The organism is Sphingobium sp. IP1 (assembly GCF_002708645.1).
Lineage (GTDB): Bacteria > Pseudomonadota > Alphaproteobacteria > Sphingomonadales > Sphingomonadaceae > Sphingobium > Sphingobium yanoikuyae.
Genome location: NZ_NOIW01000017.1, coordinates 40091 through 56781, shown reverse-complemented (window position 1 = coordinate 56781; position 16691 = coordinate 40091). Strand labels below are relative to the sequence as shown.

Below are 16691 nucleotides of genomic sequence, written 5' to 3'. Positions count from 1 at the left end.
TTTCTTGAAATCTCAGGCTGCGCTGTCGAGCGTTTCGATGGTGAGCTGGTCGTTGGTGTAGACGCAGATATCCGCCGCCACGCCCATCGCCTTGCGGGCGAGGGTTTCGGCATCTTCCTCATATCCCACCAGCGCGCGGGCGGCGGCGAGGGCATAATTGCCGCCCGAGCCGATCGCGGCGACGCCGCCCAAAGGCTCGAGCACGTCGCCATTGCCGGTCAGGATCAGGGTCACGTCCTTGTCCGCGACAATCATCATCGCTTCCAGGTTGCGGAGATATTTGTCGGTGCGCCAGTCCTTGGCGAGTTCGACGGCGGCGCGCATCAACTGGCCATTATGGCGTTCCAGCTTGGCTTCGAGCCGCTCGAACAAAGTGAAGGCGTCGGCGGTGGCGCCGGCGAAGCCGCCGATGACGCTGCCGTCATGCAGGCGGCGTACCTTGCGCGCATTGGGCTTCATCACGGTCTGGCCCATGGAAACCTGGCCATCGCCGGCGACGACGACCTTTCCATTCTTGCGGACCGACATGATGGTGGTGCCATGCCAGACCGGCATGGACGAGCGGTTATGGTCATTCATGACCCCGCATATGGGAGCGGCAGTCAAGCGCTGCAAGCGTCTATGTAGAAACACGAGGCCGCCGCCGAAACGTGCGATTTGCGGGACGATTTCTGACTGTCGGTTAAGGAACCAATGTCGATGAATTGACATTGTGCAACGCAGCAATCATTGTCGGTCGTCCCAAATGGAGGGAAGCTACTCATGACTCTCAAGGCCAGAGCACAAGAAAAGGTCGAGCGCGCGGGTATTGCCAACTATTCGTTCGACCAGGATGTTCTGGTGATGTGTGGCGTGCGCTATGCGATCGAGGCGTGCGAATGCGGCGAGCCGGATTGCGACGGTGTGCGGCTGCGCAAGAAGTCGGCCTTTCCACGCATCCTGCAATGATGCAGGGCGGCAGGACGCCGCCCCGTCTCCGTTACCAGTGTCTCCGCTATCAGTGAATGACTTCCTTGCCGGCGGTGCCGACCGATTCGATGTCACGGCCGACGCCCTGCACCGTGTTGCAGGCGGCGAGCGCGGACAGGAGCATGGAGGCAAGGACGAGAGCGACGGTCTGACGCATGGATGATGCACTTTCTGATCTATGTTGGTCGGGCCTGTATAATGCGGCCAAACGCGCTGGACAGAGATAATTTCCAAAAAGCTGCAAGGCGGCGCTTGACAGGTCAGGCATCGGATGCGAAAGGCCGCCTCCTCCTTACAGGGGGCGCGTAGCTCAGCGGTAGAGCACACCCTTCACACGGGTGGGGTCACAGGTTCAATCCCTGTCGCGCCCACCATGATTTCAACGACTTAGGTTGAAACATGGTCGATCCATGAAAAATCCATGAAACAATGGTCGCCCGCAAATTGGCGGCGAATCACTCTCTCGATTCGCGCGATCGAATGTCGGGTCGACATGCTCGATGAGGGAGGGCTGCTGTTCTGCGGAGATTTGGCATTGCCTCTCGGCCAGAGGCCCCGGGGAGCAAGTCGGTTTGCAGATATCGGGTTTGACGCTGGGCTAGGGATTTTTAGTGCCAGCAGTCACAGCCAACTTGAAAGGCATCCCGATGTCTGCTCGCGCGCGAGTGCCGCTGCTGTAGAGATAAGTGGCCGATGAAGAGTTCGCTATACTCGTGCATGGTTCGACCCCGCCCAAGCATGGAGATAGGCACGCTCAGACCCGGCTGCTACTCAATGGAAGGGGAGGCGGCTTGAAGGAGCCCGAATTTTCACCTAGATTGCAATCTGCCGATTTTTGATCGGCATTTTGTGAGGTACTTATGTCAGTGGAAAGGATCCAGGAGCTGCTTGGCGGAGAGGCTCTGACCGGCCCGCTCCACAATGAGCGGGATGTTGTTCGGCTCATTCGTCGAGGCGTCCCGACCGAGGCGGTCGATCATTTCCTCCTTACCTCGGGGCTCAACTTCAATGCGCTCGAGCCCAAGGTGCTCAGCCTTAGGACTTTCAAGCGCCGAAAGAAGAATGAGCAATTGCTTGAACAGGACGAATCGGATCGTCTACTGCGGGTGGTGAGCATTGTCGCAGCTGCTGAGGAGACCTTCGGCACTGCCGGCAAGGCGCAGGAATGGCTCAATCGTCAGAACCGCGCGCTTGAGGGGGAGACCCCCCTTGCCATGGCTGACACTGATCGTGGCGCGCGCGCCGTTGAGGCGCTTCTTGGTCGGATTGGGCACGGTATCGCTGCGTGATCCTCTATCGTTTATGCAAGGCCGCCCATGTTGCTCTCGATGGCGAGGGCGCACGTCTTTGGGGCGGGCGCTGGAATTCCGCCGGAAGGCCAATGGTCTATGCTGCGGCGACGCCCAGTCTTGCCGTTCTGGAGGTGCTCGTTCACCTCGATCTGCCAGCCGAATTGCTTCCCGATGATCTGCGCCTTCTGACGATCGAAGTTCCCGACAGCGCCTCAATTCAAAGACTCGATCCAAGCCCGACCGATGATGACGCCTGTTTGGAAGCTGGCAACGCGTTCCTGAGGAGGGGCGGTCATCTCATCATGCAGGTTCGGAGCGTCGTCGTCCCTCAGGAGTGGAATATTCTTATCAATGTACTCCATCCCCAGATGGCCGCAGTAGCCATCGTAAGGAACGAACCGTTCCAGATTGATCCGCGACTTTTGGCATAGCGTCGCCCTCGCCCCCATGCTGGCTTTGCTGGCCGAAGGCTGCTTTTAGCGGGCTACCCCTTCTACAGCGACGTGTGAACAAAGTCCGGTTCAAATTTGGCTGATTTTGCGCGTGTCGGGCATGCGCAGATAGACGATCAGCGACACCGCGATCATGACCGTGACATGCAAGTAGACCCTGGTCAACGAGATGATGGAGGTCCGTGACGATCGGCGTCTACTGCGCTTCCAGAAGCAGATGGTCGGATACAAGCTGCTCATCATCGACGAACTGGGTTTAGTGCCGCTATCCAAGACCGGCGCCGAACTGTTGTTCGAACTGATCTCCCAACGCTACTAACGCGGCTCCACCTTCATCACCAGCAACCTGCCCTTCGACGAATGGACCGAGACTTTCGGCTCCAAGCGTCTCACAGGCGCGCTCCTCGATCGCCTGTTCCATCACGTCAGCATCCTCGAGATGAATGGCGAAAGCTATCGCCTCGCTCACCGCCGAGCCCGCAAGGCCAAAACCAGACCCTGAAAATTACGCCAATGCCGGGGGGAGTGCCCCTCGGCATGTAACACGATGGCCCGGTTTTACGCCGCCGCATGGCCGACTTTTGCTCCGCCGTTGACACATCTTGATCAGGAAGCCTCTCGAACGAGCCAATTTCGAAGGCGAGCGAGCGGACCATTATGCCAACGGTCGGCCCTCGCCACGAATTGATAGCTGCCCAGACGCGCGGGTTTGAACATATGCTCTGACGTTTGGAGGGCGACAAGCTGACCGCTCGAAAGGTCGTTTTTGGCCAGAAAGTCATTAGCAAGGGCGATGCCTTGCCCGCTTTTTGCTGCGTCCAGCATGACATGCGCATGCCAGAGGCGAGGGCCTGCGATAGCCGACGGTGGCAATTCGATGCCCTGGCTCGCAAACCACAGGCGCCACTCCATATCGCTCTCTTCATGAAGCAACCGCATGCTCAATAGGTCGCGGGGGCCACGCAAGCGGGTGGCAATCGCTTCTGCAAGAGCCGGGCTGGCGACTGGATATATAAGTGGTTTTGCGAGCTCAAACCATCGGCATGCAGCCGGCAGGGCTGTTGCGGCAGCATCCCTTACATAACGTATGTCGCCGTCGGCTTCATTGATCGCGAAGTCAGGACTATAGTCCATCGGTCGCAGCTCGAATGCTATGTCTTCATTCTGCTCAGCGAACGCCGATAGCCGTGGGCTGAGCCAATGATAAGCGAAACCTGGGCTGCACCAGATAAGAAGCTGCTGATCATGACGCTTTCTAAGCATGAGTGTGGCATTCGAGATTTCCTGAAATGCCGCAGTTATTCGTCTGTGATATTCGGCACCGTCGCTAGTGAGGCCGCGCACGCCTGCACTGCGATCGATAAGGGCCGTCCCTACAAAGGCCTCGAGTGCTGAAAGATGGCGGCTCACCACAGCATGATCGACTTCGAGCATTAACGCAGCCTTCCGAATACCGCCAGCGCGTCCAAATGCGTCGAAGGCGCGCAACATGGCGAGCGTTGGAACGGAACGGGACGGTTTCATCGCACATATCGCCTTTTGGTGACTGAATGGCACAGACGAGCGGGTGATCGATCCCCGCTATATAAAAAAGTAGCTAGTTTAGGGAGGCTTGCTGAATTGCAGCCAGAGAATTGCCGATGAAATGGTGCTTAAGAGTCACCATTCTATCCCGTGAAAGCACCTTCTGTCCGGCGGTCATTTTCATAATGTCGCGACACAAGATCCGACGGCTGGCCGCTCCAAATCAGAAGAAAATGGCCCCGTCGTCCAACCAGCGAAAATAGGGGGTTAGAATGCGGCATCTGGATCTGTGGAATTGTGGCGTGGCGAGACTGGCGCTGTCAGCAATGATTGCGAGTCTTGCAGTTCCGGCCCATGCTCAGGATGGACCGGCCAATGAAGGCAACGAGGGCGGCGAGATCGTCGTTACCGCCACGCGCAAGAACGAGGCTTTGTCTAAAGTGCCGATCAGCGTGACGGCGCTGACGCCCAGCGACGTCGTGAAGCAAGGGTTGCGCAGCGTCGATGACATTGCGCGTCTGACGCCGGGCGTTTCCATTCGCAAGAGCGGCACGGCAGTCAGCAATGTTTCCATCCGCGGCATTTCTTCGGCTGCAGGTGCTTCGACAATCGGCGTCTATATCGATGACACGCCCATTCAGGTCCGCGCGCTCGGCGTCGCATCCTCGATCATGTATCCCGCATTGTTCGACCTCGAGCGCGTGGAAGTGCTGCGTGGCCCGCAAGGCACGCTGTTCGGGGCGGGCTCTGAAGGCGGAACCATCCGCTTCCTCCAACCAGCGGCAAGCGTATCCGAATGGAGCGGCCTTGCCCGAGGCGACCTGGCGACCACCAACAATGGCGCTGAGAGCTATGAAGCGGCGTTTGCCGTAGGTGGCCCGCTTGTGACTGACAAGATCGGCATCCGCGCCAGCGCCTATTTCAGGCATGATGGCGGTTTCATCGACAAGGTGGTGGGCACGCCTGTCGTCCAGAACAGTACCGGAGCGCTCGGTGCTGACTCGCTCACATTCACCAATCGCAGCCTTTACAAATCGGACGTCAATTCCTCCGATACATTCGCTGCGCGGCTTGCGATGACGATCAAGCCCACCGAGACGATTACCATCACGCCCTCGGTCAATTATCAGAGCTTCTATACGCCTGACGCCGTGCCGACTGCCTGGGCATCCCTGTCGAACTTCGACACGGCAGATTATGTGGCACCCCGCTGGAATCCGACCGTCGATGCAACACATCTCGCGCTCGACGTGACTGATGGTGAACCTCAAAAGGACAAGTTCTGGCTGCCTTCGCTCAAGATCGAGGCAGAGCTGGGCTTTGCCGATCTTATCTCCACGACCTCCTATTTCAAGCGGGACACGCGGCAGACGCTCGATTACACCAGTATTTATACGGTCTCCTATGCTGGCCGCCAGGTGCCCTCCGCCGGCGACGTTGCTATCTCGACCGTCAGCAACGAGCAGCGTAACTTCACCCAGGAAATCAGGCTGCAGTCGGCCAGCCAAGGGCCTTTGAGTTGGGTGGTCGGTGGCTTTTATTCGCGCAATAAGCAGCGAGCGGTCCAGCTTTCCGAGACGAACTTCCTGCCTTATCTCGATCCCCTCTTCGGGGTGTCGAGCGGCGGCGCGCCTTTCGGACCTGGCTATAGCGCGTTCGTAAATTTCTATGGCGTGGAGCAGCTCGACGGCAGTGCGAGCTACTATTCCAACTTCAAGGCGATCGATACGCAGCTCGCCGGCTTTGCCGACGCTACCTATGAAGTGACGAAGAAGCTCAAGGTAACCGCCGGCGTGCGCGTCGCCCGCAACAAGGTCAAATATGAGGCCTATTATGACGGGCCGGCGAATAACCTGAACGCGCCACGCGGCAGGGCCTGTGTACCAGGTACTGGTACCGGAACCATTGCGTGTGAAGCGGTTGCCGTAGGACAATATGCGCCTGGCGAAGGCCCATTTGCTCCCGTCTACCTTAATAGCGCATCTTCCGGATCGGACACGGCAGTCACGCCCAAATTCGGCATCAGCTATCAGGTCACGCCTCAAAGCATGGTCTATGCCACGATCAGCAAGGGTTTTCGTCCGAGTGGCGCCCAGATCGCGTTGCCGGGTAATTGCAATGCCGAGCTGATCGCTCTTGGGTATGTGGATGCGCAAGGACAGGCAAGCTCACCCCAGACCTATGGATCCGATTCGGTCTGGTCCTATGAAGCTGGTGCCAAGACCCGCCTGTTTGGTGGTCTCCTGGCGCTTAACGGCAGCGTCTTCCATATCAAATGGTCGAACATCCAGTCGACCGTTTCGGTCAACAGCTGCCTCCAGTCGGTAACCGACAATCTGGGCTCTGCGACCAGCGAAGGCTTTGATCTTCAGGCGGTCGTGCGACCGGTCGATGGTCTCACTCTGACCGCACAGGTCGGTTATACCGATGCCCGCTTCGATGATGACACGATCGTCAATGGTCGTACCCTCTACACCGGCGGCTCGGCATTGCCCAACTCCGGCTCACCCTGGACGGTGACGCTGTCAGGCGATTTTCGTTTTCCGGTCGATGATCGCACCTATTATGCCCGCGCCGACTACACTTTCAAAAGCAAGGAAAAACCGACCGGCGCGACCGATCCGGGGTCCTATAACTATGATCTGAATGCGCCCATCACGCAGTCTTATGAGATCGTCAACCTGCGTGCAGGCGTGGAATTGGGCAAGCTTGATCTCTCGCTCTACGTCAACAATGCCTTCAATGCGGCGCCGCAGCTCGGGCTCGCTCACACACGTAACCAGCCGGTCTTCACGACGTTCGTGGTGCGCCCCCGTACCGTCGGCCTGACCGCTGCACTTTCCTTCTGACCAATCTCTGATCGCAGGAAGTGCGGGCACGCTCGGGCCCGTGGCTTCCCGCGGTTTGTCAACTCAATGAAAGAAGAGCCTTGCTCATGCTGAATGATGATCTCCTCGGTCGGCGCAATGATGCGGTTCCCCGGGGCGTCGCTACCGCCACACCTGTCTTTGCAGATCGCGCCGAAAATGCCGAAATCTGGGACGTCGAGGGTAATCGCTTCGTCGATTTCGCAGGCGGCATCGCGGTCCTCAATGTCGGCCATCTCCACCCTCGGGTCGTTGCGGCCGTCAGCGAGCAGCTTACCCGCTTTTCCCATACATCATTTCAGGTCATGGCCTATGAAAGCTATATCGAACTGGCCGAGCGACTGAATGCCATCGCGCCATTTTCGGGCGACGCGAAAACCATCCTTTTCACGACCGGCGCCGAAGCAACCGAGAATGCCGTCAAGATCGCTCGCGCTGCAACGGGCCGCTCCGGCGTAATCTCCTTCACCGGGGGTTTCCATGGCCGTAGTGCGCTTGCCAGCGCCATGACCGGCAAGGTTAATCCATATAAGCGCCAGTTCGGGCCTGCTCTGCCCGACGTCTTTCATGTGCCGTTTCCGAATGCAGAACGGGGTATCAGCGTCGAGGACAGTCTCAAGGCTCTGGATTTTCTCTTTTTTGCTGACGCAGCCCCCCAGTCGATTGCCGCAATCATCATCGAGCCCATCCAGGGCGAGGGTGGGTTCAATGTTGCGCCGCCCGAGTTGCTCAAGGCCCTAAGGACCATCTGCGATATGCACGGCATAAAGCTGATCGCAGATGAAGTGCAGAGCGGCTTCGCGCGCACCGGCAAGATGTTCGCCGTGGAGCATAGCGGGATCGAGCCCGATCTGGTCGCAATCGCCAAATCTCTCGCCGGGGGGTTCCCTCTGTCGGGCGTGATCGGACGTGCTGACCTCATGGATTGCGTGGAACCTGGTGGTCTTGGAGGCACCTATGGCGGATCGCCCATCGGCTGTGTTGCTGCGCTGGCTGTACTGGATATCATTGTGGATGAGCAGCTTCTCAAACGTTCTCAATATATTGGCGGTCTGATTTCCGCCCGTATCGAGGGATGGCGCATGCGTAACGACCTGCTGAGCATTTCCGCCCCTCGAGGCATCGGCAGCATGATCGGTTTCGACATTCTCGATCCTGATGATGGCATGAAGCCGATGGCCAATGGCGGCAAGCAGGTTGCGGTCAAGGCGCTCGAGGCCGGTCTCGTGATCCTCAACTGCGGCGGCAAGGGTGAAACGGTCCGTGTTCTGGTGCCGCTGACGGCTCCCGATGTCATTATCGATGAAGGGCTCGACGCACTGGAAAAAGCCCTGCAGGTCGTGTCGTGAGCGAAGGGAGCAACGACAGCGCCTCTTCCTCGATCCGGCTTGATCGGCCAGATCTGCTGCGCACATCGGCATTTATCGGGGGGCACTGGCGCGACGCACAGAGCCGCATCGAGGTCACCGACCCGGCGACCGGACGCCTTCTTGGTCATGTCCCCGACATGGGTGAGCTCGAAACGCAAGAGGCGGTTGCCGCAGCGCAGGAGGCGTTGGGCCACTGGCGCGCGCGAACATCGGCCGATCGCGGTGTGATATTGCGCCGCTGGGGCGAGGCGATGCTGACCCATCGCGAGGACCTTGCCCGGATCATGACCAGCGAACAGGGCAAGCCGCTCGCTGAAGCACGCGGCGAAGTGGACTATGCCGCCTCATTTCTTTTCTGGTTCGCGGAAGAGGGCCGCCGGGCCTATGGCGACATCATCCCGGGACATGGAGCCGATAAGCGGATCATGGTGACGCGTGAGCCTATCGGGATCGTGGCAGCCGTGACTCCCTGGAATTTTCCGCTTGCTATGATCACGCGCAAGGCGGGGCCAGCTCTGGCTGCCGGCTGCACGATGATCGTGAAGCCTTCGGAATTGACCCCTTTCTCCGCGCTCGCCCTGGCGCTGCTGGCGCAGGAGGCTGGTGTGCCCGCGGGTGTTCTCAACATCGTCACCGGTACTGCGGCTCCGATCGGAGACATTCTCGTCAGCCATCCCGCGATTGCAAAGTTGAGTTTTACCGGGTCCACGTCGGTCGGCAAAATGCTGGCCGGCCGCGCCATGCAGACCGTCAAGCGGGTCTCACTGGAACTGGGAGGCAATGCGCCTTTCATCGTGTTCGACGACGCAGACCTCGACGCCGCGGTTGAAGGTGCCATGGCATCCAAATTCCGCAACGCAGGCCAGACATGCGTCTGCGCCAACCGCTTTCTCGTCCAGGCGGGCATATATGATGCGTTCGTGGAGCGTCTTGCCGCCAGGGTGAAGGCGCTTCGCATGGGCGGCGGTCTGGATGAGGGGATCGATATTGGTCCGCTGATCAACGATGCGGCGGTCGAAAAGGTCTCTCAGCATGTCGTCGATGCACTGGAAAATGGTGGCCGACTGATTGCAGGTGGGAAGCGGATAGCGGGTGATGGCAATTTCTTCGAACCCACGCTGATCTGCGACGTACCATCGTCAGCGCGTTTCTGCGCGGAAGAAACCTTCGGCCCACTGGCCGGTATCATAGGCTTCGACACCGAAGCGCAAGCGATTGCGATGGCCAACGATACCCGCGCGGGTCTGGCCGCCTATCTCTTTACCCGCGATCTCTCCCGCAGCTACCGGGTCAGCGAGGCGCTCCAATATGGGATGGTGGGGCTCAATACCGGCCTCATATCGACCGAGGTCGCGCCCTTCGGCGGTGTCAAGGAATCCGGCTTTGGACGTGAGGGATCGCGTTACGGGATCGATGAATATCTCAACATGAAGCTCGTTTGCACCGCGGTTTCGGCGAGCTGAGGCTCCCTAAAGACACATAGCGTGAGCAAGAAGAAAAGGGGGAAGACATGGGGTCAGCGCAACCTGATCGGCTCAGCCATTCATTAAAGTCGCGCCACGTGTCGATGATCGCCATTGGCGGCATTATCGGCGCCGGTCTCTTCGTGGGTTCGAGCACCTCGATTTCGCAGGTCGGCCCCGCCGTAGTCGTGAGCTACGGCATCGCTGGCATCGTCATTCTCATGGTAATGCGGATGCTGAGCGAAATGGCAAGCCTGATGCCTGGCGCCGGTTCCTTTACCGAACTTGTCCGTGCCGGGCTGGGCGATCGCGCCGGCTTCATCTGCGGTTGGCTCTATTGGTATTTCTGGGTCGTTGTCGTGGCTATCGAGGCGATAGCCGGTGCGGTCATCATCGCCCAGTGGATCGCGGCGCCAATATGGCTGATCGGCGTGGTCCTGCTGGCGATCGTGACGGGTGTCAATCTGCTCTCGACCCGTTCCTATGGCGAGTTTGAATTCTGGTTCTCGCTCATGAAGGTGGTCGCAATCATCGCCTTCATCGCCATAGCGGGACTGTGGGCATTTGGCGTGACGTCACCCCACGGGCCGACCTTTGCCAATCTCGTTGCGCATGGCGGGTTTGCGCCCAATGGATGGGGAGCCGTGCTCGCCGGCGTCACAAGCGTTATCTTCGCCCTATGCGGCGCAGAGATTGCGACGATTGCAGCGGCGGAATCGCAGGAACCCGCCCGCACGATCGCACGGATCACCGCGAGTGTCGCGCTTCGCATCCTCCTTTTCTATCTTCTCTCCATCGGCCTCATTGTTTCGATCATGCCGTGGACCAGTATCGTTCCGGGCCAGTCCCCTTTCGCGGCGACCTTGAGCTTCATGCAAATCCCGCATGCCGGTGATATCATGAATATTGTTGTCCTGATCGCGGTGCTGTCCTGTCTGAACTCGGGCATGTATGTCACCTCGCGCGTGCTTTTCGTCCTTTCCGAAAAGGGAGATGCCCCCAAGGGGCTTGTCGCGCTAAGTGCCAAGCATGTGCCCATCCGTTCGACATTGATCGGCAGCCTGTTTGCATATGGGGCGCTCGCCGCCTCAATCCTCTCGCCCGAGCTGGTGTTCAGCTTTCTGGTCAATGCCTCGGGCGCCGTCATGCTGTTCATCTATCTGCTCGTCTGTTTCGCGCAGGTGCGCATGCGCAAAAAGATCGAGCATGAGGCACCTGAGCGGCTGATCATCCGCATGTGGTTCCATCCTTATGGGAGCTATCTGACCGCAGGCGGTATCGCGATCATCCTGATTGCCATGCTGCTCAAGCCGGCGTTGCGCACTGAATTGCTTAGCAGCCTGGTGCTCCTGGCGATCGTATGCGCCCTGTCTTTCCTCAAGAGCCTGCGCGGCAGTCCCAACCTTTCTTCTTCCCTTGGACGGAGTTCCGCATCGTGATCCGTACATCTCTTTTTGTCGGCACCGCACTGGTGCTGGCGGGCCTTTCGCAGACCGTCCGGGCAGCCGAGCAAGCCGACATGCTGCTGACCAACGCTGTGGTCGTTACCATGGACCCGGATCGGCCTTCTGCAACGAGCGTGGCGGTCAAGGACGGCAAGATCCTTGCTGTGGGCGGTGACGAGCTCACCATCGCCTACACGGCGCCAGAAACCATCGACCTCAAGGGCCGGGTCCTGATGCCCGGCTTCATCGACACCCATATTCACATCACCGGCCAGTCGCGGCGCTCGGTTGCGCTCGAAACAGCCAGATCGATCAAGGATGTGCAGGCGAGGGTGAAGGCCAAGGCAAAGGAGCTTGGTCCGGGCGAGTGGATCATCGGCTATGGCTGGGACGAGGCCAAACTTTCTGAGGGTCGCAACATCGTCAGCACTGATCTCGACGTTGCTGCTCCTCGAAATCCGGTTGCGCTCACTCGAGCGGGCCAGCACAGCGTCGTAGGGAATAGCGTTGCAATGAAGATTGCAGGCATCGTGAAAGGGATGCCGGATCCCGACAGGGGCGTCGTGGAGCGTTATTCCAATGGCGAACCCAACGGGATCATTCGCGAACGTGGCGACCTTTACAGCAAGCATATTCCCCAGCCCTCGTCGCAGGAGATGAAGCCTAGCTGGACTGCCGCTCTCAGGTCGCTCCTTCCACTCGGCATAACCAGCATCATGGAGGCACTCAGCACGATCGACGACGAGCCAATCGGCAAGGGCGGCGCTCCGGCGAGCCAATGGCGCGGCGTTCACACCTACAAGCAGTTTCGTGAAATCTATGCTGAGGACGGCGAGAGTCTGCCGCGCGCCGCGCTCTACATCGTATATCCTGGTGCTGAACGCCTGAAGGCATTTCCCTATAAGACCGGATATGGCGATGACCGGCTCAAGCTCGGCCCGATCGGTGAGGCGCCTGCGGCCGATGGCGGTTTCACAGGGCCTACGGCCTGGACGATCGATGACTATAAGGGCATGCCCGGGTTCCGCGGTCATGCAGCACTCAAGCCTGACGAGATGGATGAACTCGTTCGGACTTCACGCGATCTTGGCTGGCAGCTTGGCATCCATGCGATCGGAGATGCTGCGATCGCGCGCCTGATCGAATCCTATGCCTCGGCGCTCGACGAGGCGCCAATCAAGGATCATCGCTGGTTTTCCTCGCACCTCACCATGCTCCCGCCGCTGCCTACGCTGCAGACAATGGCGAGCCACGGCATCTGGGGCGCCGCGCAGCCCAACTTCCTGTATAATCTCGAGGGACGCTACAACCAGACGCTCGAAGGGGGGCGGCTCCAGCATATAAATCCGCTCGGCACACCGCTGCGCTTTGGGGTGCATATGACGCTTGGATCGGACAATCTGCCGATCGGGCCACTTTGGGGGTTTTATGTCGCGGTAACGCGGAAGGGGGAGAGCGGAACCGTCTATGGCGAGGAAGAAGCGGTGTCGCGCTATGAGGCGCTCAAGGCCTATACGCAGGACGCTGCCTATCTGACCTGGGACGAGGCCAAGAAGGGCAGCCTGACACCGGGCAAGCTTGCCGACATGATCGTGATGGACCGCAATCTTCTGACCATCCCCGAAGAGGAAATCCTCAAGGCCCAGGTCGAGATGACGTTCATCGGCGGCAAGATGGTGTTCAAGCGGTGAAGCCCGTGTCGCCAGCAGTCGAGCCGGGGCGGACGGGAAAGTCGCAAAAGCTTGTTCTGGTGCAGCCAGAAACGGTTGCCCGCATGAGGCTGTATCTGGATGGTCGTACCGACGAGAAACTCAATGCGCGCTTTGGTATCAGCTATAATAGCTGGCGCAAAATTGTAGGGGGACAGGCTGTAAGGGCATCGCTTGCCAATCGGCTGATGGCACGCCTTTCGCACCTGGACGCGCATATTGAGCGAGCCGATCATGACTGAGCCGGGGGCAACGCCAATCCTTGCGCGGCCTCGCCCACAAGACCGCGGCGCCTGGTCGTCGCTCTGGGCAGGCTATCAGCTTTTCTATGAGGTTGCGATCGCGCCGGACGTTTCGGATTTGACCTGGTCGCGTATTCTGGACCCGGCAGAGCCGGTGAATGGCCTTCTTGCCTGGCTGGATGGGCAGGCAATCGGCCTTGTCCATTTCATCTGGCACCGGTCGACCTGGACGGACGGCGATTATTGTTATCTCCAGGACCTGTACGTGGGCGACAGGTTTCGGGGCCTTGGAGTTGGCCGGCGGCTTATCCAAGCGGTCTACGAAGCCGCTTCGGCCAGAAATTGCTCGCGCGTCCACTGGCTGACACATCAAGATAATCAGGATGCGATGCTGCTCTACGACCGGATCGCTCACCGGTCCGGCTTTGTCCAATACCGTAAAATACTCTGATTTCAGGCACGGGCAGCTTGTCCGGCTCCATTTCCTCATTCGACACAGGAGGTTCCGCATGAAGAACTCACTCTATGCCGTCTCGATGCTCGCCAGCATGATGGTTGGGACGCCCGTCTTTGCTGCCCCGGCCGATATGCTGCTCTTCAACGGCAAGGTGCTTACGGTCGACAAGGCCTTTTCCATCCGCTCGGCCGTCGCGGTCAAAGATGGAAAGATTGTTGCGGTGGGAGGCTCTGAACTGATCAAGCGCTATCCCGATGCGCAGCGGATCGATCTGCGTGGTCGAACGCTGATGCCCGGCTTCATCGACACGCATCTGCATGTCAGCGGTCTGTCCCATCGCTCGGTCGAGCCGGACAAGGCGAAATCGATCAGCGAAATCCAGCAGATGGTCGCGGCAAAGGCGAAGGAGCTGGGGCCGGGGGAATGGATTTCGGGCTATGGCTGGGATGAGGCGTTGCTGGCGGACAACCGTGTCCCGACGCGGGCCGACCTTGATGTTGCTGCGCCGAACAATCCGGTCATCCTGACCCGTGCCGGCGGCCACTCTTCGGTGTCCAATTCCGCTGCGCTCAAACTTGCCGGTATCGACGCGTCGACGCCCGAGCCGGACGGCGGCATGATCGAGCGCAGTGCGAGCAACGAGCCCAACGGTATCATTCGTGAACGCAGCGATCTCGTCGCCCGGCTCGTTCCGCTCGACAGCAAGGAGCAGATGCGCCCGAGCTACATTGCAAAGCTCAAATGGCTTTTGAGCCTGGGCATTACCACCGTCATGGAAGCCTATACCTCGATCGACGATGAGCCTGAAGGAAAGGGTGGTATCGGCAAGGGAGGGCCCAATGATGCCTTTGCCTCAGGACGCCACAGCTGGGCGGAATTCCGGTCGATATATTCCGAGATGGGAGCCGATCTCCCGCGTATGATCACTTACATCGCCTGGCCCGGCGCCGAACGGCTCAAGGCTTTTCCCTATCATACGGGCTATGGCGATGATCGCCTCAAGCTCGGCCCGATTGGCGAATCCCCCTATGATGGCGGCTTTACCGGGCCGACAGCTTTTACCAAGGAAGATTATAAGCGGCTGCCTGGCTTTCGAGGCAAGACCTTCTACTCGCAGGATGTCGCGCGTGAGATCGTGTCCGTCTCAGGCGCTTTGGGCTGGCAGGTTGGCATCCATTCGATCGGCGACCAGGCGATCGAGGATATGGCAGGCATCTATGACGCTGAGCTCAAGGCGCATCCCAAGACGGATCATCGCTGGTTCCTGTCTCATTTCACGATGATCCCTTCCGTTGAAACCATGAAGATGATGGCCGCGAACGGAACCTGGGCAGCGGCGCAGCCCAATTTTCTCTACAATCTGGAAGGACGCTACGAGCAGACGCTCGATGGCTATCGCCTTGAGCACAATAATCCGGTTGCTCTCCCTCTCAAGGCTGGCGTCAAGATGGTGTTCGGAAGTGACAATCTGCCCATCGGGCCGATGGTTGGCCTTTACACGGCGATCACACGCAAGGGGCCGGACGGCAAGGTCTTTGGTCAGGAGGAAGCTGTGAGCCGCGAGGAGGCCATCCGGCTTTACACTGAAAAAGCCGCATATCTTGGCTGGGATGAACAGAAGAAGGGCACGCTGGAGGTTGGTAAATTTGCCGACATGATCGTACTCGACCAAGATCCCATGATAGCCAGTGAAAATGATCTTCTATCTGCCAAGGTCGACATGACCATGGTTGGTGGCAAGGTCGTCTATCAGCGGAGCGTCGGCGAGTAAGTTGTAATTAATGGTGCTGGGGCCAACTCGTTTGATTTTCCATGTGAGAGTATGACGGCTGGCGGCCCGCAAAATGGTTTGGCGGGCGATACGAACTGATGCGTTGGATGCCTCCCTTCATCGGGCATCCAACGCATCAGTTTAGGTACAATCCCATCGCACGTGCTCTTGCGTTCGCCGGTGAGGCCATGTTCCATCGGCGAACGCAGGCATTTTAGAAGTCCGTTGACGACGATGCCGGGTCCGCTGTCATCGCCGCGTCAGTCGGAACCGGCACACCGGAGGAACAGATTGAAGCGGCCTATCAGGCGGTGCAATCGGCCCTCCGCGCGGAGTTGCTGGAACGCATCGTCCAGAACAGCCCGGCCTTCTTCGAGCAACTGATCGTCGATCTGCTGATCGCCATGGGCTATGGCGGATCGCACAAGAACGCGGCCACCCAACTCGGCCGTTCGGGCGACGGTGGCGTCGATGGCGTCATCAACGAGGACAGGCTGGGGCTGGACCGGGTCTATGCGCAGGCCAAACGCTATGCCGACACGACGGTCGGACGCCCCGATGTGCAGGCCTTCGTCGGCAGCCTGGTCGGCCACCACGGCGCCACCAAGGGTGTCTTCGTCACCACCTCAACCTTCAGCAGCCAAGCGCGCGATTACGTCAAGCACCTCGCCCAGCGGGTCATCCTGATCGACGGGGACCGTCTGACCGACTTGATGATCGAATATGGCGTGGGCGTCCGCGTCAGCCGCAGGATTGAGTTCAAGCGGCTCGATGAAGATTTCTTCGCGGAGGAATGACTGCGCAGGTCACAGGGGTGCCTCCCGCGAATCCCGCTCTCGCACGATCGCGCTATATTCCATCAGCACCTGGGCAACGGTGGCGTCATCGGTGACAGCGAAGGACTCCGCTACCCTGCGCGCCTGGGTGGTGCGCACTCCAGCCAGTCGATGCGTGCCTGATCCGGGATCGTCCGCTGGCTTTCGAAGTTAATCTGTTCACTGTAACCGGCTATCACGTCATTGATTGCCTCCAGCGCCGCCTCATAGGCAATCGCCTGATCCTGCGTCCACAGCGGGTAGGTTTTCGTCGTCATGCCTTTTGATCCCTTATGCCAAGGTTCTACACCATTC

The 16691-nt window shown here is 59.2% G+C and carries 16 protein-coding genes, 1 tRNA gene and 1 pseudogene; 14 read left to right on the top strand and 4 right to left on the bottom strand.

Annotated elements, in window-relative coordinates; genetic code table 11:
* Window positions 1-12: 12 nt before the first annotated feature.
* Window positions 13-579, bottom strand: coding sequence for an ATP-dependent protease subunit HslV (gene hslV / locus CG471_RS08320; protein ID WP_099231534.1), 567 nt, complete (start codon window positions 577-579; stop codon window positions 13-15).
* Between the two features lie 183 nt (window positions 580-762).
* Here hslV and CG471_RS08315 point away from each other — a divergent pair, with 183 nt between their 5' ends.
* Entirely contained in the window at window positions 763-948 is a 186-nt protein-coding gene (locus CG471_RS08315; RefSeq protein WP_004207213.1) for a hypothetical protein, read from the top strand.
* A gap of 49 nt (window positions 949-997) precedes the next feature.
* On the opposite strand, the gene CG471_RS08310 is transcribed toward CG471_RS08315, so the two are convergent.
* Window positions 998-1126: an entericidin A/B family lipoprotein gene (locus tag CG471_RS08310; RefSeq protein ID WP_004207212.1), complete on the bottom strand. Its 129-nt coding sequence runs from the start codon at window positions 1124-1126 to the stop codon at window positions 998-1000.
* A gap of 142 nt (window positions 1127-1268) precedes the next feature.
* Here CG471_RS08310 and CG471_RS08305 point away from each other — a divergent pair.
* From CG471_RS08305 to CG471_RS08290, 4 genes and pseudogenes are all read left to right on the top strand, one after another.
* Window positions 1269-1343: transfer RNA gene (locus CG471_RS08305), tRNA-Val, on the top strand.
* 486 nt (window positions 1344-1829) lie between these two features.
* Entirely contained in the window at window positions 1830-2258 is a 429-nt protein-coding gene (locus tag CG471_RS08300) for an antitoxin Xre/MbcA/ParS toxin-binding domain-containing protein (protein WP_069337036.1), read from the top strand.
* The gene (locus CG471_RS08295; RefSeq protein ID WP_099231523.1) at window positions 2255-2692 is read left to right on the top strand and encodes an RES family NAD+ phosphorylase; all 438 of its coding nucleotides are present in this window, start codon (window positions 2255-2257) and stop codon (window positions 2690-2692) included. Before CG471_RS08300 ends, CG471_RS08295 begins: the two co-directional genes overlap by 4 nt.
* Window positions 2693-2870: 178 nt before the next feature.
* Window positions 2871-3215 (top strand): annotated as a pseudogene (locus CG471_RS08290) (ATP-binding protein); the annotation flags it as partial.
* A gap of 104 nt (window positions 3216-3319) precedes the next feature.
* Here the strand turns inward: CG471_RS08290 and CG471_RS08285 are convergent.
* Window positions 3320-4237, bottom strand: coding sequence for a LysR substrate-binding domain-containing protein (locus CG471_RS08285; RefSeq protein ID WP_099231533.1), 918 nt, complete (start codon window positions 4235-4237; stop codon window positions 3320-3322).
* Between the two features lie 272 nt (window positions 4238-4509).
* Between CG471_RS08285 and CG471_RS08280 the strand changes: the two genes are divergently transcribed.
* The 9 genes from CG471_RS08280 to CG471_RS08240 all read left to right on the top strand — a co-directional run bounded on the left by CG471_RS08280 (window position 4510) and on the right by CG471_RS08240 (window position 16358).
* Window positions 4510-7086, top strand: a complete 2577-nt coding sequence (locus CG471_RS08280; RefSeq protein ID WP_099231532.1) for a TonB-dependent receptor — start codon at window positions 4510-4512, stop codon at window positions 7084-7086.
* Window positions 7087-7172: 86 nt separating this feature from the next.
* Window positions 7173-8453 carry a 4-aminobutyrate--2-oxoglutarate transaminase gene (gene gabT / locus CG471_RS08275; RefSeq protein ID WP_099231531.1) on the top strand — a complete coding sequence of 427 codons (1281 nt, stop codon included), beginning with the start codon at window positions 7173-7175 and terminating at the stop codon, window positions 8451-8453.
* Window positions 8454-8485: 32 nt separating this feature from the next.
* On the top strand, window positions 8486-9937 hold the full coding sequence (locus tag CG471_RS08270; protein WP_099231557.1) for an NAD-dependent succinate-semialdehyde dehydrogenase: 1452 nt from the start codon (window positions 8486-8488) through the stop codon (window positions 9935-9937).
* Between the two features lie 104 nt (window positions 9938-10041).
* Window positions 10042-11376: an amino acid permease gene (locus CG471_RS08265; protein ID WP_257211471.1), complete on the top strand. Its 1335-nt coding sequence runs from the start codon at window positions 10042-10044 to the stop codon at window positions 11374-11376.
* Window positions 11298-13073, top strand: a complete 1776-nt coding sequence (locus tag CG471_RS08260; RefSeq protein ID WP_257211469.1) for an amidohydrolase — start codon at window positions 11298-11300, stop codon at window positions 13071-13073. The genes CG471_RS08265 and CG471_RS08260 overlap by 79 nt, the downstream gene beginning before the upstream one ends.
* Before the next feature lie 5 nt (window positions 13074-13078).
* On the top strand, window positions 13079-13333 hold the full coding sequence (locus CG471_RS08255; protein WP_218964244.1) for a hypothetical protein: 255 nt from the start codon (window positions 13079-13081) through the stop codon (window positions 13331-13333).
* Window positions 13311-13784 (top strand): GNAT family N-acetyltransferase, encoded by a 474-nt coding sequence (locus CG471_RS08250; RefSeq protein WP_257211468.1) that lies wholly within the window; start codon window positions 13311-13313, stop codon window positions 13782-13784. The genes CG471_RS08255 and CG471_RS08250 overlap by 23 nt, the downstream gene beginning before the upstream one ends.
* Window positions 13785-13842: 58 nt before the next feature.
* Window positions 13843-15561: an amidohydrolase gene (locus tag CG471_RS08245; RefSeq protein ID WP_099231526.1), complete on the top strand. Its 1719-nt coding sequence runs from the start codon at window positions 13843-13845 to the stop codon at window positions 15559-15561.
* A gap of 311 nt (window positions 15562-15872) precedes the next feature.
* Window positions 15873-16358 carry a restriction endonuclease gene (locus tag CG471_RS08240; protein WP_257211467.1) on the top strand — a complete coding sequence of 162 codons (486 nt, stop codon included), beginning with the start codon at window positions 15873-15875 and terminating at the stop codon, window positions 16356-16358.
* 110 nt (window positions 16359-16468) lie between these two features.
* Here the strand turns inward: CG471_RS08240 and CG471_RS31650 are convergent, their stop codons facing one another.
* A complete protein-coding gene (locus CG471_RS31650; protein ID WP_306552736.1) occupies window positions 16469-16654 on the bottom strand; it encodes a hypothetical protein in 186 nt (61 codons plus the stop codon).
* Between the last annotated feature and the right edge of the window lie 37 nt (window positions 16655-16691).